Origin of the sequence: Streptomyces sp. SAI-127 (genome assembly GCF_029894425.1) — a bacterium.
In the GTDB taxonomy this organism is placed as follows: Bacteria; Actinomycetota; Actinomycetes; order Streptomycetales; family Streptomycetaceae; genus Streptomyces.
The window spans coordinates 9,193,968-9,213,953 of sequence record NZ_JARXYJ010000001.1 but is presented as its reverse complement, the minus strand read 5'-3'; the positions used below and the strand labels follow the sequence as shown (position 1 = coordinate 9,213,953).

Here is a 19,986-nt window from a genome sequence, read left to right as displayed (position 1 = left end):
TGATGGTTGATGAGGGGGAGGTCAGACCTTCAGGGCGTCCAGCACCTGTTCCAGGACCAGTACACCCCCGAGGCCCAGGACCGCGAGTACCGTCGTGTACGTGGTCCGTGCCTTGATCGCGTCGATGACGGACAGGTTGAAGTACTCCTTGAACATCCAGAAGCCCGGGTCGTTGACGTGCGAGAAGGCGATCGACCCGCAGGAGACGGCGAGCACCATGACCTCGGCGTGGACCCCGCTTCCCGCGAGCAGCGGCAGTGCCACGCCGGAGGCGGTGACGACGGCGACGGTCGCGGAACCGAGGGCCACCCGCAGGATCGCGGCGATCAGCCAGGCCAGGATGATCGGCGAGATGGACCAGCCGTCGGTCGCGTCCTTGATGTAGTCGGAGATCCCGCCCTCGACGAGGACGTTCTTGAAGGCCCCGCCCGCGCCGATGACCAGCAGGATCATCGCCATCGCCTGGGCGGCCTCCTTGCACGAGGTACTCACCTCGGCCAGGCTGCGCCCCATGCGCGGCCCGAAGACCCAGACGGCCACGAGCAGCGTCAGCAGCAGGGCGATCGGCGCGGAGCCGATGAAGGCGACGAAGTGCAGCCCGGCGCTGTCCCCCGAGGTGGCCAGGTCGGTCACCGCGGCACCGGCGATCAGCACGACGGGCAGCAGGGCCACCGCCAGCGACCAGCCCATGCCGGGCATCTCCTCCTCCTCGAAGACCCGTTCGCTGACCAGGCCCTTGGGGATCTCGGGGTTCATCCGCCGGACGAACGGCAGGCGCGGCCACAGCAGCGCGATGAACGCGCCGACCGGGACCGCGATGAACAGGCCGTAGAACAGGGTCAGTCCGACGGAGGCATGGAAGGTGGCGGCCACGGCCGTGGGGCCCGGGTGGGGCGGCAGGAAACTGTGCATGGTGGACAGGGCGATCGACATCGGCAGCCCCACCCACAGGAGGTTCACCCGGGTGACCCGGACGAGGGTGAACGCCACCGGCACGATGATCACGAAGGCGACCTCGTAGAACATCGTCACGCCGATGAGCATCGCGGACAGCACCATGGCGACCTGCACCCAGCGCGGGCCGCAGACGTCGAGGAGCTTGCCGGCGATCCGTTGCGCGGCACCGGAGTCCCCCATCACACGGCCGACCATGGCGCCGAGCCCGATGGTGAGCATCGTGTCGCCGATCTGGTCACCGATGCCCTCGGAGAGGACGTCCGGTATCTCCTCGAGGCCGATGCCGCGTACCAGGGCGACACCCACGGCGACCAGGAGGAGAGCGGCGAAGCCGTTCAGTCTCAGCTTCGTCATCAGAAAGAGCAGGACGAGGACGCTGATCCCGACCACGACGAGCGGCATGTGTCAGTTCTCCTTTGAACTGGCAGTGCGGTGAGGTGAGTTCACCGGAGCACCCGTACTAGTCACTCCGCTGAACACGATCCTCATACAAAGACGTTGTCTACATATGAGGACGGAGGCTAGATGCGGAGCTCACCGGGGTCAATGGGGTGTGCACGAATCGACTCAGGATCGGCCCATGCCGCAGCGCGCGGGCGTACCCGAGGTGAAATCGACGGTCCGTACCGTCGCGGCATGCGCGGTTGCGGCGAACTCTCCGAGGCTGGTGCGGCCGTATCTCGACGAGGCGTCGGACGCGCTCGGCGAGACCATCCGCCTTGCGCGACTGGACGGTTCGGACGTGGTCTACCTGGCGACACGGGAGTCGCACGACTACCTGCGCACGATCAGCCGCGTGGGCCGACGGGTGCCCGCGTAACGCCGGGGCATTCGGCAAGGCCCTGCTCGCGGAGCGTCAAGACGACGAACTCCCGCTCGGTGACGAACCGTTGAGGGCCCTCACGGCCAACGCGCATACCGCTCGGGCCACTCTGCTGGCCGATCTCGCGGAGGTAAGGGCGCGTGGCTACTCGGTCGACCGGGAAGAGACGGTCGTCGGTATCGCCGGGTTCGGGTCCGCCCTGCGGTACGACACGCCGGCCGTCGATGCGATCAGCTGCTCGGTGCCGCTGTCCCGGCGGAGGTTCGCTCGAAGATCGAATCGGCGGTGCCGCGGTCGGCACAGTGAACGCCTGCACGGGTTCTCAACCGCCCGCTGCCACAGAGAGACGGCCAGGCCGGCCAGGGCGCTGGCGATCCGTAGCGGCCTCTCGGGAGTCGCCGCATGACGATCGGGCCGATACAGCCGCCCGGTAGGCAACCAAGGCCCAGCGCGGCCACGGCCGTCCCAGTCGACGGGGCCAGGAAGGCGTAGGCGACGGCCGTCACGCTCGCGGCGCCGGTGGCGATGTTCCTCACCGCGTCGGTGACCGGCAGGGGCTCGTTCACGGAACAGGGACAGATCACCGTGGGCCGGGTGCCCGTCGGGCACGATCTCGTCGCCACCCGTCCCGAGCAGGCCTGGCCCACATCCTGGCGGCCGGCACACATCACCGAGGCGGCCGCGGCCTCGCCGGGGCCACAGCCCACAGCCCGCAACCCGCAACCCGCAGACCGCAGACCGCGAGGAACTCGGGGCGACCCGCGGAGCTTGTCGATACGTCCTGACAAATCTATTGACATCACCAGCGGGGCATTTCATAGTACGACCACCTAGCGCGCACTAGTAACGCGCTCTAGTAGCCCGATGCGCGGCCCACACCCACGGCTGCCGCGACGACATCTCCCGCCGCACAAGGCGCTCCAAGCCGCTTGCCCGCGCTCTCCGGACCGGGCGGAACTCCTTTGTCGACGCCGGATCCTCATTCCCATTCGAACAGCACAGCGAGGTGCAAGGGACATGCACAGAAACCACCGAGCCGCCGCCCTGGCCGCGACCGTCCTGGCGGGCACCCTGCTCGCCGCCGGCTGTTCCAGCAGCTCCGGCGGCAAACAGTCCGAGGACAACAGCGCGGACGGCGCCTCCGCGGGCAAGGCGAGCACCCCCCGGATGACCATCGCCATGATCACCCACGCCGAGCCCGGCGACACCTTCTGGGACCTCATTCGCAAGGGCGCTCAGGCCGCGGCCGCCAAGGACAACATCAAGCTCGTCTACTCGGCCGACCCCAGCGCCGGCGCCCAGGCCAACCTCGTCCAGAACGCCATCGACCAGAAAGTCGACGGCATCGCCCTGACCGCCGCCAAACCCGACGCCATGAAGGCCGTCGTGGCCAAGGCCGAGAAGGCCGGCATCCCGGTCACCGGCTTCAACTCCGGCCTGGACGACTGGAAGAAGCTGGGCATGCTGGAGTACTTCGGCCAGGACGAGAACATCGCCGGCCATGCCTTCGGCGAACGCCTCAACACCCTCGGCGCCAAGCACGCCCTGTGCGTCGTCCAGTCCCAGGGCCAGGTCGCCCTGGAATCCCGCTGCGCGGGCCTCGCCAAGGGCTTCTCCGGCAAGACCGACAAGATCTACGTCACCGGCACCGACATGCCCTCCGTGAAGTCCACCATCACCGCCAAGCTCCAGCAGGACTCCAGCATCGACCAGGTCGTGACCCTCGGCGCCCCCTTCGCCCTCACCGCCATCCAGTCCATCAAGGACGCCGGCAGCAAGGCCAAGGTCGCCACCTTCGACCTCAACAAGGACCTCGTCGCCGCCGTCCAGAACGGCTCCATCGAGTTCGCCGTCGACCAGCAGCCCTACCTCCAGGGCTACCTGGCCGTCGACGCCCTGTGGCTCTACAAGAACAACGGCAATGTCAGCGGCGGCGGAACAGCTCCGGTACTGACCGGCCCGGCCTTCATCACCAAGGAGAACGCCGCCACCGTGGCCGAGTTCGCGGCGAAGGGCACCAGGTGATGGGTATGACCCAGCACGCCGAGCCGGCGGTGACCACACCGCCGGCCTCCGGCCCGGGCAAGGTCAAGGACGGCCGGACCGCGGAACGATCCCTGGCGCTGCGCCTGTTGGCGCGTCCGGAGGTCGGGGTGTTCCTGGGTGCGGTGGCGGTGTGGGTGTTCTTCCTGATCGCCGCTCCGCCGGTGCGGGACGGCAGTTCGATGGCGAACATCCTGTACCAGTCGTCCACCATCGGGATCATGGCGTTGCCGGTGGCGCTGCTGATGATCGGCGGGGAGTTCGACCTGTCGTCGGGTGTCGCGGTGATCACCTCCGCGCTGACCGCGAGCATGTTCGCCTTCCAGCTCACCCTGAACGTGTGGGCGGGCATCGTGGTGGCGCTGCTGGTGGCGCTGGCGATCGGGTTCCTCAACGGCTGGCTGGTGGTCAGGACCGGTCTGCCCAGCTTCCTGATCACGCTGGGCACGTTCTTGATCCTGCAGGGTGTCAACCTGGCGGTGACCAAGCTGGTGACCGGGAACGTGGCCACCGACGACATCAGCAACATGGACGGCTTCGACCAGGCCAAGAAGGTCTTCGCGAGTTCCTTCGAGGTCGGCGGCGTCCAGATCAAGATCACGATTGTGTACTGGCTGGTGTTCGCCGCGATCGCCACCTGGGTGCTGCTGCGCACCCGGTACGGCAACTGGGTCTTCGCGGTGGGCGGCAACAAGGACTCCGCGCGGGCGGTGGGCGTGCCGGTCACCTTCACGAAGATCAGCCTGTTCATGCTGGTCGGTTTCGGGGCCTGGTTCGTCGGCATGCACAACCTGTTCTCCTTCAACACCGTGCAGTCCGGCGAGGGCGTGGGCCAGGAACTGATCTACATCTCCGCGGCGGTGATCGGTGGCTGTCTGCTGACCGGCGGCGCGGGCTCGGCGATCGGCCCGGTCTTCGGGGCGTTCATGTTCGGCATGGTCCAGCAGGGCATCGTCTACGCCGGCTGGAACCCGGACTGGTTCAAGGCCTTCCTCGGCGTGATGCTGCTCGGCGCCGTCATGATCAATCTGTGGGTCAGCCGCACCGCGACCCGGAGGTAACCGCACTATGACAACGACCCACGAGAACACGCTCACCAGGGACACGGGAGTCCCGGACGACACCCCGGTCGTCGAACTGAAGGCCACGGGCAAGTCCTACGGCAACATCCGCGCCCTGCACGGAGTCAGCCTGAAGGTGCACCCCAGCCAGGTCACCTGCGTACTGGGCGACAACGGCGCCGGCAAGTCCACCCTCATCAAAATCATCTCCGGCCTGCACCAGCACACCGAGGGCGAGTTCCTCGTCGACAACACCTCGGTACGGTTCTCCACCCCGCGCGAGGCCCTCGACAAGGGCATCGCCACCGTCTACCAGGACCTCGCCGTGGTCCCCCTGATGCCGGTATGGCGCAACTTCTTCCTCGGCTCCGAGATGACCAAGGGCCCCTGGCCCGTCCGCCGCCTGGACATCGAGAGGATGAAGAAGACCGCCGACCACGAACTGCGCGAGATGGGCATCATCCTCGACGACCTCGAACAGCCCATCGGCACCCTCTCCGGCGGCCAGCGCCAGTGCGTGGCCATCGCCCGCGCCGTCTACTTCGGCGCCCGCGTCCTCATCCTGGACGAGCCCACCGCCGCACTGGGCGTCAAACAGTCCGGCGTGGTCCTCAAGTACGTGGCCGCCGCCCGCGACCGCGGCCTGGGCGTCATCTTCATCACCCACAACCCCCACCACGCCTACATGGTCGGCGACCACTTCAGCGTGCTGCGCCTGGGCACCATGGAACTGTCCGCCTCCCGCGACCAGATCACCCTGGAGGAGCTGACCAACCACATGGCCGGCGGCGCCGAACTCGCCGCCCTCAAACACGAGTTGTCCCAGGTCCGCGGCGTCGACACCGAAGCCCTCCCCGAGGAGCAGGACCTCACCGCACCCGTGGCCGCCACCGAACCCTCATCGCCCTGACGTCCGCGACCGCGGCAGCCGCCTACGGCTGTCCGGTGGGTGTCCATGACCGCGTCCTCGGCCATGGACACCCAGGAGGCCTACGAGAGCTCTCGGCTCTTCCTGATGAGGTGGAAACCGGAGACGATCCGGTGGACGCCGTAGAGCATCGGCAGCCAGACCACGAAGTAGACGCCCGCTCCCTGGGCTTGCCCAAGGGTGACGACGGCGACGAGCAGGCCCCCGATGAACCAGGCCGCGCCGAACTCGATGGCGCGCCTGCCCCTCGTCTCCAGTACGGCCCGTTGCTCCGGGGAGACGCCGTGGGGCGCGGCGGGCGAACTCCTGCACGGCCGTACGCCGTTGTCGGTCAATCCGGTTCCTGAGTCGATGGACGTGTCCTGGCCGGCCGGCATCATCTGCGGGCGTCGGACGGCGTGGGCCGACCGGTCGGACGGTCCCCCGCGCCATCCGACCGGCCATCGGTTGTACAAGCGGGCACGCTATAGGCCCGCAGTCGACGCGGTCTTGGACAAATTTGCACTCGTGGTGAGAGCCATCGCCCCCTCCACGCGTCGCGAGGCCACCATCTGTCCGGGCGTGGTCCCGGCGATCGCCCGGAACTCGCGGTTGAGGTGCGCCTGATCGTAGAAGCCGCAGGCCGTGGAGATCTCGGTCAGGCTCGTGGCCCCGCGACCGAGCAAGGCCACGGCGTGACGGAAGCGCAGCACCCGGGCGGACGCCTTGGGGGTGAGCCCGATCTGCTGAGTGAACCGGCGGATCAGGTATCCCTGGCTCCAGCCCACTTCGGCGGCGATACGGGCGATCGGGATCGTCCCCGCGCTGCCGGCGAGCAATTGCCAGGCGCGTCCCACCTCGGGCGTGGGCTGCGGGCCGTACTCGAGCCGGGCGAGCAGCGCCGCGTCCAGCAGGTCGAACCTGGCGGCCCAGTCGGGAGTGTCCGCCATCCGCTCCACCAACACCCCGGCGTCGGGACCCAGAACGTCCCGTATCCCGACGGCCAGATTCGTCAACTCGCTCATCGGCAGGCCGAACAGCCGGTACGCACCCAGGGGCGTGAACTCCACCCGGATCGCCTCCTGGCCGCCGGGATGGGTACAGATCGCGGGCCGGTCCTCCAGTCCCACCACCAGCGACCCGATGTTCCCGCTGCCCGCGTCCGGCACGCCCAGCCGCCGCACCTGCGAGAACGGCTCAGCGAGACTGATCAACAGGGTCGCGCGCCCCGTCGGCACCAACCGTGCCTCGTACGGTGTGGCCACCGCTTCCCAGTAGCCGACGTAACTGCGTAAGTACGGCCGTAACCCCGGATGCCAGGGCCGGCTCACCCGCCACAGCCCACCGAGCCGCGCGACCTCGACGGGACCCGCCCCGGCCATGACACCACGTGCTCCAGGCACCACCAGGAGCGCTCCTCTCGCCCTCAAGGAACCGCCCTGAGCCAACCGCCTGGCAGCTCCGTGCCTTCCAGCATCCAACGTCACCGCGCGCGACTCGCCAGTAACCGAGTGAAATTGGCATGCAGATGGGTGCAGATCTGATGGCGGTGGTCATCGGGTCCGTCGGCCGGACGGCCCACACCCCCGCTCACCCGAACACCCTTGCCGACAATCGAGCACACGCCTACGCTGACTTTGTGCCGCTAATAAACAAAATGCGAACGCGCATCGCCGTGCCGGACAACAGCCTCACCCGACTCCGTATCGCCCTCACCGTCTTCTTCGCCCTCGACGGCTTCGTCTTCGCCGGGTGGGTCGTCCGTATCCCCGCGATCAAGGAACAGACCGGCGCCTCCGCCAGCGCCCTCGGCCTCGCCCTCCTCGGCGTCTCGGCCGGTGCGGTGATCACCATGATGCTCACCGGCCGCCTCTGCCGCCGTTACGGCACCCACCGGGTCACCGTCGTCTGCGCCGTCCTGCTCTCCCTCAGCGTCGCGCTGCCGCCGCTCACCCACTCCGCGGTGGCACTCGGGGCCGTACTGCTGATCTTCGGCGCCGCGTACGGCAGCATCAACGTCGCGTTCAACAGCGCCGCGGTCGATCTCGTGGGCGCTCTGCGGCGGCCCATCATGCCCAGCTTCCACGCCGCCTTCAGCCTGGGCGGAATGCTCGGCGCCGGGCTCGGCGGGCTGGTCGCCGGAGCCCTGTCCCCCACACGGCACCTGTTCGGCCTCACCGTGATCGGTCTGCTCGTCACCGCCGTCGCGGGCCGGACCCTGCTGCGCATCCCGGCCCCGGCACCCTCGCAGGACGCGCCCCGGCAGACGTCCGCGCCCCGTCGCCAGGGCACCCGCACCCGCGGTCTCGTCATCACCTTCGGCCTGATCGCCCTGTGCACGGCCTACGGCGAGGGCGCGCTGGCCGACTGGAGCGCCCTGCATCTGGAGCACGACCTGGACGCCACTCCCGGCGTCGCCGCGGTCGGTTACTCGTGTTTCGCGCTCGCCATGACCATCGGCAGGCTGACCGGTACCAGGCTGCTCGAACGACTCGGCCAGACCCGCACGCTCGTGGGCGGCGGCACCACGGCCGCGCTCGGCATGCTGCTCGGCGCCCTCGCCCCCTCCGTCTGGGCGGCACTCCTCGGCTTCATGATCACCGGGCTCGGTCTCGCCAACCTCTTCCCCGTCGCCGTCGAGCGCGCGGGCAGGCTGGCCGGGCCCGACGGAGTGGCCATCGCCTCCACCCTCGGCTACGGCGGCATGCTCCTCGGCCCGCCCGCCATCGGCTTCATGGCCGACTGGTTCTCCCTCCCCGCCGCCCTCACCAGCGTCGCGGCGCTCGCCGCCACCGCCGCGGTCATCGCACTGCTGACCCGACGCGCGGCGGGCTGAGGCGCGCACAGGGCGTAGGCCCGCCGGATCACTCCGGGTGGGCCACCGCCTCCTTCTGCAACTCCACGGCCGCCAACAGGCTCAGCTTCGGCTCCGCCTTGCGCAGTGCCCGCACCGCCGCGACCGAGGTGATGTCGCCCGTGAAGCCGACGGCGGCCCACCGGGAACGGACCCAGCGGGCGCGCAATCCGGCCTCGGTGGCGGCGGCGGTGGACTCGACGAGTGCCATGGCGCGTTCCAGCCCGGGGCGTTCCTCGGGCGGAGCCTCGGCCAGCGCCTGGCGCAGGGCCGCTCCGACGACGTCCGCGTCCCGGACGAGCAGCACGAAGTTGTGTTTCTTGTTCAGTCCCACGATTCCCGACATGCGGCTCATCGTGACGGTCATGTTCCGTGCCCGCCAAGCGACTTGAGGAGCCTCAGAGGCTCGGACCCTGCCCTTCGCTCAGGCCGTCGGGGTCCGAGCCCGAGGAATCAGCCCAGCTTCTTCAGCAGTTCGACGGCGAGGGGCGCGGAGGACGCCGGGTTCTGCCCGGTCACCAGGTTGCCGTCGACGATCACATGCGGTGCCCAGGGCTCGGCCACGTCGACCTCGACGCCGGCCTCGGTGAGCCGGTCCTGGAGCAGCCACTTGGCCTTGTCGGCGAGGCCCGCCTGGGTCTCCTCGGCGTTGGTGAAGGCGGCCACCCGGCGCCCGGCGAACGCGTTGGAGCCGTCGGTCTTCGTCGCCGCGAGCAGGGCGGCGGGGGCGTGGCAGACGACACCGAGGGGCTTGCCGCTCTCCAGGGCGAGGGTGAGCAGCCGGCCCGAGTCCGCGTCGACCGCGAGGTCCTCCATCGGGCCGTGGCCGCCGGGGTAGAAGACCGCCGCGTAGTCGTCGAGGTTCACGTCCTCCAGCCGTACCGGCTGCTGGAGTTCGGCGGCCGAGGCGAGCACTCCGGCGATGCGGTCGGCGTTCTCCTGGCCGCCGTTGGCCTCGGCCGCGAGGCTGCCCTTGTCCACGGTGGGCACGACACCGCCCGGGGTGGCCACGACGATCTCGTGTCCGGCGGCCTTGAAGGCCTCGTAGGGGGCGACGGCCTCCTCGGCCCAGAAGCCGGTGGGGTGCTGGGTGCCGTCGGCCAGGGTCCAGTGGTCGGCACCGGTCATCACAAAGAGGATCTTCGACATGGTGAAACCGTAGTCCCGTCCCGCCATAGAAATCCAATAGGCTCACGCATATGAGGGATAGGAACACCAATGGCTCCGAGGTGCCGGGCCCGACCGTCGGCGCCCCGCTGGACCTGAACCTGCTGCGGACTTTCCTGACCGTGTACCGCACCGGCTCCTTCACCGCCGCCGCCCGTCTGCTCGGCCTGTCCCAGCCCACGGTCACCACCCAGATCCGCACTCTGGAGCGGCAGTTGGGCCGGGAGCTGTTCGAGCGCCGGGCGCGGGGCGTGACCCCGGCGCCCTACGCGGACGAGCTCGCCGCCAGGATCGTGCAGCCCCTGGACTCGCTCGCCATGGTGGCAGGGCCCGCCGGGGGCGCGGAGGACGCCCAGGCCGAGCCGGTGCATCTCGCCGGCCCGGCCGAGCTGCTGTCCCGGTGCGTCCTGCCCGGTCTCGCTCCCCTGGTGGACCAGGGGGTACGGCTGCGCATCACGCCGGGTCTGACCGAACCGCTCCTGGACGACCTGCGCGCGGGCCGCCACGACCTGGTGATCGCCACGTTCCGGCCACGCGGCCGCACCCTGACGGCCGTGCCCCTCAACGACGAGGAGTTCGTGCTGGTCGCCTCTCCCACCTGGGCACAGCGGCTTGGCGTACCCGCGTCCGTCGCCGCCGCGGGTGCGCTGCACGCTGTCCCGCTCGTCGCCTACGCCGACGATCTGCCCATCGTGCGCCGCTACTGGCGGCATGTCTTCGGCCGACGTCTGGTCCGGCAGCCCGCGGTCACCATGCCGGACCTGAACGCGGTCAAGGCCGCGGTCGCCGGCGGCACCGGGTTCACCGTGCTCCCCCGCTATCTGTGCGTCGAGGAACTGCGGGCAGGGACGCTGGTCCTGCTCCACGACCCCGACGACCCGCCCATCAACACGAGCTTCCTGGTGCAGCGGCCCGGCACCTCCGGCAACCCGCACGTGGCGCTGGTCCGCGACCACCTGCTTCAGGCCGCCCGTGACTGGTGACCCGGTCGGTGTCATCCCTTGACGACGAAGTGCTGAAGGCGCCCGAGCGGGGCATCGCCCTGGGGCACACTCACTCCATGGAGACTGCCGAGTTCATCCACATCCTGAACCGGGAAGGCCTGTTGCTCGCGTCGGCCGCCGAGCAGGCCGGTCCGGACGCCAAGGTGCCGACCTGCCCGGACTGGCAGGTGCGGGACCTGTTGAAGCACACCGGGACAGTGCACCGCTGGGCGGCCGCGGTCGTGGCCGGGGGACACTCCGACCACGTTCCCTTCCCCGACCGACCCGAACTCGACGGTGCGGAGTTGCTCGCCTGGTTCCGCGAGGGACACCGCCTCCTGGTCGGCGCTCTCGGCTCCGCCGACCCCGGCCTGGAGTGCTTCCAGTTCCTGCCCGCCCCGTCGCCGCTCGCGTTCTGGGCCCGGCGGCAGGCGCACGAGACAGCCGTGCACCGCTTCGACGCGGAGGCAGCCCGCGGCGGCACCCCCGAGGAGCTCGGCCGGGACTTCGCGGCCGACGGCATCGACGAGTTGCTGCGCGGCTTCCACGCCCGCGCGAAGAGCCGGGTCCGCACCGACGAGCCCCGGGTGCTGCGGGTGCGGGCGAACGACACGGACGGCGCCGTGTGGACCGTACGACTGACGCAGGAACCGCCCGCGGCCGCGTACGGCGATGCGGGGGACGCCGACTGCGAGGTGTCAGGGCCGGCCGCGCGGCTGTATCTGGCGCTGTGGAACCGGCTGCCGTTCCCGCGGGTGACCGGGGACGTGTCGGTCGCCGGCCTGTGGCGGGAGAAGTCCGCCATCGGCTAGGACGGTTCCAACATCCTTGTCAGGACCGCGCGTTGCACCGGCAGTGCGTCGCCGTGCAACGCGCGTCCCTTCGATGTGAGGGACACTCGCACGCCCCGCCGGTCCTCCGCGCACATCCCGCGCTCGACGAGCCCGTCCTTCTCCAGTCGGGCGATCAGCCGCGACAGCGCGCTCTGGCTCAGATGGACCCGCTCGGAGATCTCCTGCACGCGGTAGTCGCAGCCGCCGTCGGCCAGGACGTCCAGTACCTCGAAGTCGCTGCCGCACAAGCCGTGTTGATGAAGAGCACGGTCCAGCTCGCACTGCGTGCGCGCGTGCAGCGCCAGCATGTCCCGCCACTGTTCCGCGAGCTCCTGCTCGGGCTTCTTCGCCGCCATGGGCGGCACCGTAGCAGAGGAGAAGAATTATTGCATCAGAATTAAATGCGTTTGCATTCGATGCACGCGCATGTAGTGTCTTCGGCATGACCTCTCCGCTCACCACCCCCGCGGACCCTTCCTCAGTGGTCCGCTGGACACCCAGGCTCTGGGGCACCCTGCTGGTGCTGTGCGCCGCGATGTTCCTGGACGCGCTGGACGTGTCGATGGTCGGCGTCGCGCTGCCGTCCATCGGCGCCGACCTGGGCCTTTCCACCTCCACGCTGCAATGGATCGTCAGCGGCTACATCCTCGGCTACGGCGGTCTGCTGCTCCTGGGCGGCCGGGCCGCCGACCTGCTGGGCCGGCGCCAGGTCTTCCTGGTGGCCCTCGGCGTGTTCGCGGTCGCCTCCCTGCTCGGCGGCCTCGTCGACTCGGGCCCGCTGTTGATCGCCAGCCGGTTCATCAAGGGCCTGAGCGCGGCCTTCACCGCGCCCGCGGGCCTGTCCATCATCACCACGACGTTCCCGGAGGGCCCGCTGCGCAACCGCGCGCTCTCCATCTACACCACCTGCGCCGCCACCGGCTTCTCCATGGGCCTGGTGCTGTCCGGCCTGCTCACCGAGGCCAGTTGGCGCCTGACCATGCTGCTGCCCGCGCCCATCGCACTGATCGCGCTCGTCGCCGGACTCAAGCTGCTGCCGCGCAGCGCCCGCGAGAAGGACCACAACGGCTACGACATCCCCGGCGCCGTCCTCGGCACCGCCTCGATGCTGCTGCTGGTCTTCACCGTCGTCCAGGCTCCGGAGTCCGGCTGGGCCTCGGCCCGCACCCTGCTGTCCTTCCTCGCCGTGGCCGTACTGCTGACGGTGTTCGTCCTGGTCGAGCGGCGTTCGCCGGGTCCGCTGGTCCGGCTCGGCGTGCTGCGCTCCGGCACCCAGATTCGCGCCCAGCTGGGTGCCATGGCCTTCTTCGGCTCGTACGTGGGCTTCCAGTTCCTCGTGACCCTGTACATGCAGTCGCTGCTCGGCTGGTCGGCGCTGCACACCGCGCTCGCCTTCCTGCCCGCGGGCGCCCTGGTGGCGGTGTCCTCGACGAAGGTCGGCTCGATCGTCGACCGGTTCGGCACCCAGCGGTTGATCCCGGCGGGCTTCGCACTGATGGTCGTCGGATACGCGCTGTTCCTCGGTGTCGACCTGAACCCCGGGTACGCCGCCGCGATCCTGCCGTCGATGCTGCTCATCGGTGCCGCCTGCGCACTGGTCTTCCCGTCGCTCAACATCCAGGCCACCAACGGCGTCGAGGACCACGAGCAGGGCATGGTCTCCGGCCTGCTCAACACCTCGGTCCAGGTCGGCGGTGCGATCTTCCTGGCCGTCGTGACCGCCGTGGTGACCGCGGGCGCTCCCGAGAACGCCACCCCGCAGGCCGTCCTCGACAGCTACCGCCCCGGCCTTGTCGTGGTCACGGCCATCGCCGCGGCCGGGCTGCTGATCACCCTCACGGGACTGCGCACCCCGCGCCGCCCGCAGCGGTCCGTCGTGGTCGCCAAGTCCACTGTGCAGGAGGCGGAACGCGTCACCGTACGCGACTAGGGGGGCGCCTCCGACACCGTGTGCCCGGCGGACTGCTTGCTCCGCCGGGCACACGGCTGTGAGACTTCAAAGATGGAGACTTACGGGGGACGCCGGAACCAGGCCGAACGGGACGCCATCACCGTCGAGATCGGATACGCGCTGTGCAGTGCGCTGTTCGCGGCGGCCGTCCTCTTCGGGGCGGTGGCCGGACCGGCGCTGCTGTTCGAACTGCCGGGGACGGTCGAGAAGTTGCTGCTGCGCATCGGGCTCACGATCGCGCCCTTGGTCTTCTTCGCCCGGGTGATCAGTGTGCTCGTGCGCTTCCGGCAGCAGCGCCCTCAGCCCAGCCAGCCCGGCCGCACCAACCCCGACTCGTAGGCCAGCACCACCAGTTGGGCGCGGTCGCGGGCGCCGAGCTTGACCATCGTGCGGCTGACGTGGGTCTTGGCGGTGAGGGGGCTGACGACCAGGCGGCGGGCGATCTCCTCGTTGGACAGGCCGATGCCGACCAGGGCCATCACCTCCCGCTCCCGCTCGGTGAGTCCGGCGAGGGCGCCTTCGGCCGCGGGTTCCTTGGAGCGGGCCGCGAACTCGGCGATGAGACGGCGGGTCACGCCCGGCGAGAGGAGCGCGTCGCCGTCGACCACCGCCCGTACGGCGCGCAGGAGTTCCTCCGGTTCGGTGTCCTTGACCAGGAAGCCTGAGGCGCCGGAACGGATCGCCTCGAAGACGTACTCGTCGAGTTCGAAGGTGGTGAGCATGACCACCTTCACGTCCTTCAACGCGTCGTCCTCCGTGATGCGCCGGGTCGCGGCGAGGCCGTCGAGCAGCGGCATCCGGATGTCCATCAGGACGATGTCCGGCCGCAGTTCGCGCACCTCGGCCAGCGCCTCCTCGCCGTCGGAGGCCTCACCGGCCACCTCGATGTCCGGCTGCGCGTCGAGCAGGGCCCGGAAGCCGGCCCGCACGAGTGACTGGTCGTCGGCGAGCAGTACGCGGATCACCGGTCGTCCTCCTTGGCCTTCACCTTGAGCGGCAGTACGGCGAGCACCCGGAACCCTCCGTCGGGACGCGGGCCCGCCTCGATCGTGCCACCGAGTGCGGCGGCCCGCTCCCGCATTCCGGCCAGACCGTTGCCGCTGCCGCCCGCGTCGGTGCCGGTCGCGGGTCCGTCGTCGTCGATACGCAGCCGTAGCGCACCGCCGTCGCGATCGAGCCGCACGCGCGCGTGCCGCGATCCCGAGTGCCGTACGACATTGGTGAGCGCCTCCTGGACGATACGGAAGGCGGCGAGGTCCGCGCCGGGAGGCAGACCCGGCGCCGATCCCTCCAGCTCGACCGTGAGGCCCGCGCCCGCCGCCTGCGACACCAGCTCGGGCAGCCGGTCGAGGCCCGGCGCGGGGGCGCGCGGCGCGTCACCCGGCGTGCGCAGCGTGTCGAGCACCTGGCGCACCTCGCCGAGCGCCTCCTTGCTGGCGGCTTTGATGGTGGTGAGCGCGGTGCGGGCCTGTTCGGGGTCGGTGTCGAGGAGAGCGAGGCCGACGCCGGCCTGGACGTTGATGACGGAGATGCTGTGCGCGAGCACGTCGTGCAGCTCGCGGGCGATCCGCAGCCGCTCCTCGTCGGCGCGGCGCTGTGCGGCCCGGGCACGTTCGGCGCGGTCCCGGGCCCACTGTTCGCGCCGGGTCCGGGCCAGCTCCGAGACGGCGACGATCGCGACGACCCAGGCGGCGATCACCCCCTCCTGCCCCCAGGGGGCGGCCGGATCCCCGGAGGGCGGCAGCCACTGGTAGAGCCAGTGGGCCACCAGGACGTGCCCGGCCCAGAGCATCCCGAGCGCGGTCCAGGCGGCCTTGCGGTGCCCGGCCACGATGGCGTTGAAGCAGGCGAGTGCGACGGCGAGGAACACGGGCCCGTACGGATATCCGGCACCCAGGTAGACCATCGCGGCAGCCGCCGTACCGAAGACGACGAGCACCGGCCGCCGGTGCCGCCACAGCAGCAGCCCGGCGCCGATCACCAGCAGCACCCGCGCGAACGCATCGAGCTCGGCCCGGTCGCCGGCCTGCTGCCGGGCCGCGTAGTTCGACCCCGCGAGCACGAAGAACGTGAGCAGCAGGGTGGACGGCCACGGCCAGCGGGCTCCCTGCCCCTCGCCGGAACGCCGCCACCACGACGCCCCGCGCCACCGCCACCGCGGCGGCTCCTCCCCGCGTACGCCCTGCTCACCGTCCATGACAGCCACGCTAGACGCCCCGGCCCGGCCAGGGCGTCCCCCGAGCGCGGTGATCACGCGTACTCCCGGCGAAGTACGGCGGCCCGCGCGACCCGGTGTGTCCACGGCCGGGCCGCACGCCCCCTACCGCAGCCCCACGCCCCGTCCCAGCTGCCGTACCGCGTGCCGGAAGAACGGCTCCCGGTCCTCCACCACTCGGTTGAACTGGCCGAAGAGCTCGAAGCCGACCAGTCCGAAGAGCTGGGCCCAGGCCACCACCAGGGCCGCGGCCACCTCGGGCGGAAGGTCCGGGGCGAGGTCGGCGGCGATGCGGTCGGCCTCGGCGTGAAGGTCCTCGGGGACCGGGGGCAGTTCCTCCAGGCCTCCCGGGCCGTGGTGGGCGTCGCGCACGACGCCGATCAGGAGGAGGCCCACGCGGGCGGCGGGCGGGACGGTCGTCTGGGGGGCGGTGTAGCCGGGGACGGGAGAGCCGTAGATGAGTGCGTACTCGTGCGGATGCGCCAGCGCCCAGTGGCGCACGGCCTCGCCCACCGCGGCCCAGCGCTCCAGCGGGTCCGCCCCCGCCCCCGCCTGGTGCGCCCGCTCCGCGCTCTCCCCCAAGGAGTCGTACGCGTCGATGATCAGCGCGGTGAGCAGGTCGTCGCGGCTCGGGAAGTAGCGGTACAGCGCCGAGGAGACCATCCCCAGCTCACGCGCCACGGCCCGCAGCGAGAGCTTCGCCGCGCCCTCCGCCGCGAGCTGCCGACGCGCCTCGTCCTTGATGGCGGCGGTGACTTCGATCCGGGCACGGGCCCGGGCGCCTTGTGCGGTGCTCATAGGGCCAGTGTCCCACAGAAGCAGAGCAGTGCACACAATCGAGAGCGGTGCTCTTGCTTTGTCCCGCCGATCCGTGCAGACTGGTCCCACGAAAGCGAGAGCACCGCTCTCGCACATCTGATGGGGGTCACCATGTCGCAGCCGTACTACCTCAAGGGCAGCCCGCTCAACGTCCGCCTCAACGGCGTCATCGGCTGGCTGGCCCGGCACGGCTTCAGCCTGGCCGGTACCGCGGAGATGTCGGTGCGCGGCCGCAAGAGCGGGCAGATGCAGCGGATCCCGGTCAACCCGCACACGTACGAGGGCGGGCAGTTCCTGGTCTCGGCGCGCGGTCACTCCCAGTGGGTGCGGAACATGCGTGCCGCCGGCGGCGGGGAGCTGCGGGTCGGCCGCAAGGTGCGCGAGTTCACCGCGGTGGAGCTCCCCGACACGGAGAAGCTCCCGATCCTGCGGACCTACCTGGAGAAGTGGGGCTGGGAGGTCAACCAGTACTTCCAGGGCGTGACCGCCAAGTCCTCCGACGAGGAGATCATCGCGGCCGCGGGCGACCACCCGGTCTTCCGGATCACGGTCAAGAAGTGACCGGTGAGGAAGTGACCGGTGAGGAAGTGACCGGTCAGGACGTGGCCTCGCCGCCCGCCCCGCGCTCGGCGGGACGCGGGTCCAGCGCGGCCAGCGCCCGCTGGGCCATCGGCCGGCCCCGGACGAGCTCGCCCAGCGACGTCGAACCCTGGGTGATCTCCCTGAACGCGTTCCACGCGGGCCGGAAGCCCGTCAGTGCCGCGTGGAACAGGCCGGGACGGCGCTCGAACGCGGTCAGCATCCGCTTGCCGACGCTCATCTCCACGCCGAGCCCCGCCTTGACGGCGAACGCGTAGTTCAGCGCCTGCCGCCGGGCGTCCACCGCGTCGTGGGCCTCCGCGATCCGCACCGCCCACTCCCCCGCGAGCCGCCCGGAGCGCAGCGCGAAGGAAATGCCCTCGCGGGTCCACGGCTCGAGCAGCCCCGCCGCGTCACCGCACACCAGCACCCGCCCGCGCGAGAGCGGCGAGTCCTCGGCACGGCAGCGGGTCAGGTGGCCGGAGGAGATGCTCGGTTCGAACCCGGCGAGACCGAGCCGCCCGATGAAGTCCTCCAAGTACCGCTTGGTGGCCGCGCCCTCACCACGCGCCGAGATCACCCCGACCGTCAGGGTGTCCCCCTTGGGGAAGACCCAGCCGTAACTGCCGGGCATCGGGCCCCAGTCGATGAGCACCCGCCCCTTCCAGTCCTCGGCGACCGTCTCCGGCACCGGGATCTCCGCCTCCAGGCCGAGGTCCACCTGGTCGAGCTTCACCCCGACATGCGCTCCTATCCGGCTGGCGCTGCCGTCGGCCCCGACGACCGCCCGCGCGAGCAGCGTCTCGCCGCCCTGGAGGACCACGGCGACCGTACGCCGGTCGGGCACCGCCGAGCCGTGCTGCTCGACGCGCTGGACAGTGACGCCCGTGCGCAGCTCGGCGCCGGCCTTCTGCGCGTGCTCGACGAGCTGCTGGTCGAACTCGGGCCGGTTGATCAGCCCGAACAGCATCTGCTTGGAGCGCCGGGTGCGGGTGAAGCGGCCGTTGTTCGAGAAGGTGACCGCGTGCACCCGGTCCCGGAACGGCAGCTCGAAACCGGGCGGCAACGAGTCCCGTGAGGGGCCGATGATGCCGCCGCCGCATGTCTTGTACCGCGGCAGCTCGGCCTTCTCCAGCAACAGCACACGCCGTCCCGCCACCGCCGCCGCGTAGGCAGCCGAAGCCCCCGCGGGTCCCGCGCCCACCACGACGACGTCCCACACCCGCTGCCCGTCGTCCTGCACGCCGTCCGCCGAAGAGTCGTCCGCCGAAGTGTTCTCGCTGCTCACGATGGTCTGCTGCTCCCGATCAAGCCGTTGCCGCACCTGTCTCCCGCATCCTACGGCGGGCCCGCCCACAGACCACTGTGGGAGGATCTACGGCACTCACAGCTACAACGTCGCACCCACCAGGAGCGTGCCCATGTCGTCGAATCCGGTCGCCGAGACCGTCGCCTCGCTGATGCCCAGGGCGCGGGCGGAGCTCACCGAACTGGTGGCTTTCCAGTCGGTGGCGGACTTCGACCAGTTCCCGAAGAGCGAGAGCGAGGCCGCCGCCCGCTGGGTCGCGGACGCGCTCACCGCCGAGGGCTTCCAGGACGTGGCACTGCTCGACACCCCGGACGGCACGCAGTCGGTCTACGGCCACCTGCCCGGTCCCGCGGGCGCGAAGACCGTCCTGCTGTACGCCCACTACGACGTGCAGCCGCCGCTGGACGAGGCCGGCTGGGCGACCCCGCCGTTCGAACTGACCGAGCGCGACGGCCGCTGGTACGGGCGCGGGGCCGCCGACTGCAAGGGCGGCGTGCTCATGCATCTGCTCGCGCTGCGCGCCCTCAAGGCCAACGGCGGGGTGCCGGTCCACGTCAAGTTCATCGCCGAGGGTTCGGAGGAGCAGGGCACGGGCGGCCTGGAGCGGTACGCCGAGGCGCACCCCGGGCTGCTGGACGCGAACGCCGTCGTCATCGGGGACGCGGGCAACTTCCGCACCGGTCTGCCGACGGTCACCGCCACCCTGCGCGGCATGACCATGCTCCGCGTCCGGATCGACACCCTGGAGGGCAACCTGCACTCGGGCCAGTTCGGCGGCGCCGCCCCCGACGCGCTGTCCGCGCTGATACGCGTACTGGACTCGCTGCGCGCGAAGGACGGGACGACGACGATCGACGGGCTCACCCCGGACGCGTCCTGGGACGGCCTGCGGTACGACGAGGAGCAGTTCCGCAAGGACGCCAAGGTCCTGGACGGCGTCGAGCTGATCGGTGACGGCACGGTCGCCGACCGCATCTGGGCCCGCCCGGCCGTGACGGTCCTCGGCATCGACTGTCCGCCGGTCGTCGGCGCCACCCCGTCCGTGCAGGCGAGCGCCCGTGCGCTGGTCAGCCTGCGGGTGCCGCCGGGCATCGACACCGACGAGGCGACCAAGCTGCTCCAGGTCCATCTGGAGACACACACTCCGTGGGGCGCGCGCGTGAGCACCGAGCGGATCGGCCAGGGCCAGCCGTTCAGCGCGGACACCACCAGCCCGGCGTACGCGGCGATGGCCGACGCGATGGCGGTGGCGTACCCGGGCCAGGAGATGCAGTACGCCGGCCAGGGCGGCTCGATCCCGCTGTGCAACACCCTCGCGGCGCTCTATCCGCACGCCGAGATCCTCCTCATCGGCCTGAGCGAGCCCGAGGCCCGGATCCACGCCGTGAACGAGAGCGTCTCCCCCGAGGAGCTGGAGCGCCTGTCGGTGGCGGAGGCCTTGTTCCTGCGCAACTACGCGGCGGGCTGAACCGCCGGCTCTGCTGT

20 protein-coding genes and 1 pseudogene are annotated in these 19,986 nt (G+C 70.6%); 11 read left to right on the top strand and 10 right to left on the bottom strand.

Annotated features, from left to right (window positions below; translation table 11 throughout):
* Window positions 1-21: 21 nt before the first annotated feature.
* Window positions 22-1,359 carry a gluconate:H+ symporter gene (locus M2157_RS42275; RefSeq protein WP_280855856.1) on the bottom strand — a complete coding sequence of 446 codons (1,338 nt, stop codon included), beginning with the start codon at window positions 1,357-1,359 and terminating at the stop codon, window positions 22-24.
* Between the two features lie 151 nt (window positions 1,360-1,510).
* Here M2157_RS42275 and M2157_RS42270 point away from each other — a divergent pair.
* The 4 genes and pseudogenes from M2157_RS42270 to M2157_RS42255 all read left to right on the top strand — a co-directional run.
* Window positions 1,511-2,036 (top strand): annotated as a pseudogene (locus tag M2157_RS42270) (IclR family transcriptional regulator C-terminal domain-containing protein); the annotation flags it as partial.
* Window positions 2,037-2,797: 761 nt separating this feature from the next.
* Window positions 2,798-3,805 carry a substrate-binding domain-containing protein gene (locus tag M2157_RS42265; RefSeq protein WP_280855857.1) on the top strand — a complete coding sequence of 336 codons (1,008 nt, stop codon included), beginning with the start codon at window positions 2,798-2,800 and terminating at the stop codon, window positions 3,803-3,805.
* Window positions 3,805-4,884 (top strand): ABC transporter permease, encoded by a 1,080-nt coding sequence (locus M2157_RS42260; protein WP_280855858.1) that lies wholly within the window; start codon window positions 3,805-3,807, stop codon window positions 4,882-4,884. The genes M2157_RS42265 and M2157_RS42260 overlap by 1 nt, the downstream gene beginning before the upstream one ends.
* A 7-nt stretch (window positions 4,885-4,891) precedes the next feature.
* Window positions 4,892-5,794, top strand: coding sequence for an ATP-binding cassette domain-containing protein (locus tag M2157_RS42255; RefSeq protein WP_280855859.1), 903 nt, complete (start codon window positions 4,892-4,894; stop codon window positions 5,792-5,794).
* A gap of 80 nt (window positions 5,795-5,874) precedes the next feature.
* Here M2157_RS42255 and M2157_RS42250 read toward each other — a convergent pair whose 3' ends face one another.
* Window positions 5,875-6,147 carry a hypothetical protein gene (locus M2157_RS42250; RefSeq protein WP_280855860.1) on the bottom strand — a complete coding sequence of 91 codons (273 nt, stop codon included), beginning with the start codon at window positions 6,145-6,147 and terminating at the stop codon, window positions 5,875-5,877.
* A gap of 129 nt (window positions 6,148-6,276) precedes the next feature.
* A complete protein-coding gene (locus M2157_RS42245) occupies window positions 6,277-7,194 on the bottom strand; it encodes an AraC family transcriptional regulator (protein ID WP_280855861.1) in 918 nt (305 codons plus the stop codon).
* Window positions 7,195-7,448: 254 nt separating this feature from the next.
* On the opposite strand from M2157_RS42245, the gene M2157_RS42240 reads away from it, so the two are divergent.
* The gene (locus tag M2157_RS42240; RefSeq protein WP_280867817.1) at window positions 7,449-8,627 is read left to right on the top strand and encodes an MFS transporter; all 1,179 of its coding nucleotides are present in this window, start codon (window positions 7,449-7,451) and stop codon (window positions 8,625-8,627) included.
* A gap of 28 nt (window positions 8,628-8,655) precedes the next feature.
* On the opposite strand, the gene M2157_RS42235 is transcribed toward M2157_RS42240, so the two are convergent.
* A complete protein-coding gene (locus M2157_RS42235; RefSeq protein ID WP_280867816.1) occupies window positions 8,656-8,991 on the bottom strand; it encodes a hypothetical protein in 336 nt (111 codons plus the stop codon).
* Between the two features lie 107 nt (window positions 8,992-9,098).
* A complete protein-coding gene (locus M2157_RS42230; RefSeq protein ID WP_266523954.1) occupies window positions 9,099-9,794 on the bottom strand; it encodes a type 1 glutamine amidotransferase domain-containing protein in 696 nt (231 codons plus the stop codon).
* 50 nt (window positions 9,795-9,844) lie between these two features.
* Here M2157_RS42230 and M2157_RS42225 point away from each other — a divergent pair, with 50 nt between their 5' ends.
* Both M2157_RS42225 and M2157_RS42220 read left to right on the top strand, forming a co-directional pair.
* Complete coding sequence (locus M2157_RS42225; RefSeq protein WP_280855864.1) at window positions 9,845-10,795, top strand: LysR family transcriptional regulator; 951 nt, start codon at window positions 9,845-9,847, stop codon at window positions 10,793-10,795.
* 77 nt (window positions 10,796-10,872) lie between these two features.
* Window positions 10,873-11,607, top strand: coding sequence for a maleylpyruvate isomerase family mycothiol-dependent enzyme (locus M2157_RS42220; RefSeq protein ID WP_280855865.1), 735 nt, complete (start codon window positions 10,873-10,875; stop codon window positions 11,605-11,607).
* On the opposite strand, the gene M2157_RS42215 is transcribed toward M2157_RS42220, so the two are convergent.
* Complete coding sequence (locus M2157_RS42215) at window positions 11,604-11,984, bottom strand: MarR family transcriptional regulator (RefSeq protein ID WP_266523958.1); 381 nt, start codon at window positions 11,982-11,984, stop codon at window positions 11,604-11,606. The two genes, M2157_RS42220 and M2157_RS42215, sit on opposite strands and share 4 nt — an antisense overlap.
* 86 nt (window positions 11,985-12,070) lie before the next feature.
* Between M2157_RS42215 and M2157_RS42210 the strand changes: the two genes are divergently transcribed.
* Both M2157_RS42210 and M2157_RS42205 read left to right on the top strand, forming a co-directional pair.
* Complete coding sequence (locus M2157_RS42210; RefSeq protein ID WP_266523960.1) at window positions 12,071-13,558, top strand: MFS transporter; 1,488 nt, start codon at window positions 12,071-12,073, stop codon at window positions 13,556-13,558.
* Between the two features lie 72 nt (window positions 13,559-13,630).
* Complete coding sequence (locus M2157_RS42205) at window positions 13,631-13,918, top strand: DUF6332 family protein (RefSeq protein WP_280855866.1); 288 nt, start codon at window positions 13,631-13,633, stop codon at window positions 13,916-13,918.
* On the opposite strand, the gene M2157_RS42200 is transcribed toward M2157_RS42205, so the two are convergent.
* The 3 genes from M2157_RS42200 to M2157_RS42190 form a co-directional block, all read right to left on the bottom strand.
* Window positions 13,879-14,544 carry a response regulator transcription factor gene (locus M2157_RS42200; protein WP_280855867.1) on the bottom strand — a complete coding sequence of 222 codons (666 nt, stop codon included), beginning with the start codon at window positions 14,542-14,544 and terminating at the stop codon, window positions 13,879-13,881. The genes M2157_RS42205 and M2157_RS42200 overlap by 40 nt on opposite strands.
* The gene (locus M2157_RS42195; protein ID WP_280855868.1) at window positions 14,541-15,776 is read right to left on the bottom strand and encodes a sensor histidine kinase; all 1,236 of its coding nucleotides are present in this window, start codon (window positions 15,774-15,776) and stop codon (window positions 14,541-14,543) included. The genes M2157_RS42200 and M2157_RS42195 overlap by 4 nt, the downstream gene beginning before the upstream one ends.
* A gap of 123 nt (window positions 15,777-15,899) precedes the next feature.
* Complete coding sequence (locus M2157_RS42190; RefSeq protein WP_280867815.1) at window positions 15,900-16,592, bottom strand: TetR/AcrR family transcriptional regulator; 693 nt, start codon at window positions 16,590-16,592, stop codon at window positions 15,900-15,902.
* Between the two features lie 132 nt (window positions 16,593-16,724).
* Between M2157_RS42190 and M2157_RS42185 the strand changes: the two genes are divergently transcribed.
* A complete protein-coding gene (locus M2157_RS42185; protein ID WP_280867814.1) occupies window positions 16,725-17,174 on the top strand; it encodes a nitroreductase family deazaflavin-dependent oxidoreductase in 450 nt (149 codons plus the stop codon).
* Window positions 17,175-17,208: 34 nt separating this feature from the next.
* Here the strand turns inward: M2157_RS42185 and M2157_RS42180 are convergent, their stop codons facing one another.
* The gene (locus M2157_RS42180) at window positions 17,209-18,480 is read right to left on the bottom strand and encodes a geranylgeranyl reductase family protein (RefSeq protein WP_280867813.1); all 1,272 of its coding nucleotides are present in this window, start codon (window positions 18,478-18,480) and stop codon (window positions 17,209-17,211) included.
* A 133-nt stretch (window positions 18,481-18,613) separates the two neighbouring features.
* Between M2157_RS42180 and M2157_RS42175 the strand changes: the two genes are divergently transcribed.
* Complete coding sequence (locus tag M2157_RS42175) at window positions 18,614-19,969, top strand: dipeptidase (RefSeq protein ID WP_280867812.1); 1,356 nt, start codon at window positions 18,614-18,616, stop codon at window positions 19,967-19,969.
* The last annotated feature ends 17 nt before the right edge of the window (window positions 19,970-19,986 follow it).

What these genes read in the sequence shown, in the direction of transcription:
- M2157_RS42275 (WP_280855856.1), bottom strand. Translation starts at nt 1,359, where the DNA reads ATGCCGCTCGTCGTGGTCGGGATCAGCGTCCTCGTCCTGCTCTTTCTG.
- M2157_RS42265 (WP_280855857.1), top strand. Translation starts at nt 2,798, where the DNA reads ATGCACAGAAACCACCGAGCCGCCGCCCTGGCCGCGACCGTCCTGGCG.
- M2157_RS42260 (WP_280855858.1), top strand. Translation starts at nt 3,805, where the DNA reads ATGGGTATGACCCAGCACGCCGAGCCGGCGGTGACCACACCGCCGGCC.
- M2157_RS42255 (WP_280855859.1), top strand. Translation starts at nt 4,892, where the DNA reads ATGACAACGACCCACGAGAACACGCTCACCAGGGACACGGGAGTCCCG.
- M2157_RS42240 (WP_280867817.1), top strand. Translation starts at nt 7,449, where the DNA reads ATGCGAACGCGCATCGCCGTGCCGGACAACAGCCTCACCCGACTCCGT.
- M2157_RS42235 (WP_280867816.1), bottom strand. Translation starts at nt 8,991, where the DNA reads ATGTCGGGAATCGTGGGACTGAACAAGAAACACAACTTCGTGCTGCTC.
- M2157_RS42230 (WP_266523954.1), bottom strand. Translation starts at nt 9,794, where the DNA reads ATGTCGAAGATCCTCTTTGTGATGACCGGTGCCGACCACTGGACCCTG.
- M2157_RS42225 (WP_280855864.1), top strand. Translation starts at nt 9,845, where the DNA reads ATGAGGGATAGGAACACCAATGGCTCCGAGGTGCCGGGCCCGACCGTC.
- M2157_RS42220 (WP_280855865.1), top strand. Translation starts at nt 10,873, where the DNA reads ATGGAGACTGCCGAGTTCATCCACATCCTGAACCGGGAAGGCCTGTTG.
- M2157_RS42215 (WP_266523958.1), bottom strand. Translation starts at nt 11,984, where the DNA reads ATGGCGGCGAAGAAGCCCGAGCAGGAGCTCGCGGAACAGTGGCGGGAC.
- M2157_RS42210 (WP_266523960.1), top strand. Translation starts at nt 12,071, where the DNA reads ATGACCTCTCCGCTCACCACCCCCGCGGACCCTTCCTCAGTGGTCCGC.
- M2157_RS42205 (WP_280855866.1), top strand. Translation starts at nt 13,631, where the DNA reads ATGGAGACTTACGGGGGACGCCGGAACCAGGCCGAACGGGACGCCATC.
- M2157_RS42195 (WP_280855868.1), bottom strand. Translation starts at nt 15,776, where the DNA reads ATGGACGGTGAGCAGGGCGTACGCGGGGAGGAGCCGCCGCGGTGGCGG.
- M2157_RS42190 (WP_280867815.1), bottom strand. Translation starts at nt 16,592, where the DNA reads ATGAGCACCGCACAAGGCGCCCGGGCCCGTGCCCGGATCGAAGTCACC.
- M2157_RS42185 (WP_280867814.1), top strand. Translation starts at nt 16,725, where the DNA reads ATGTCGCAGCCGTACTACCTCAAGGGCAGCCCGCTCAACGTCCGCCTC.
- M2157_RS42175 (WP_280867812.1), top strand. Translation starts at nt 18,614, where the DNA reads ATGTCGTCGAATCCGGTCGCCGAGACCGTCGCCTCGCTGATGCCCAGG.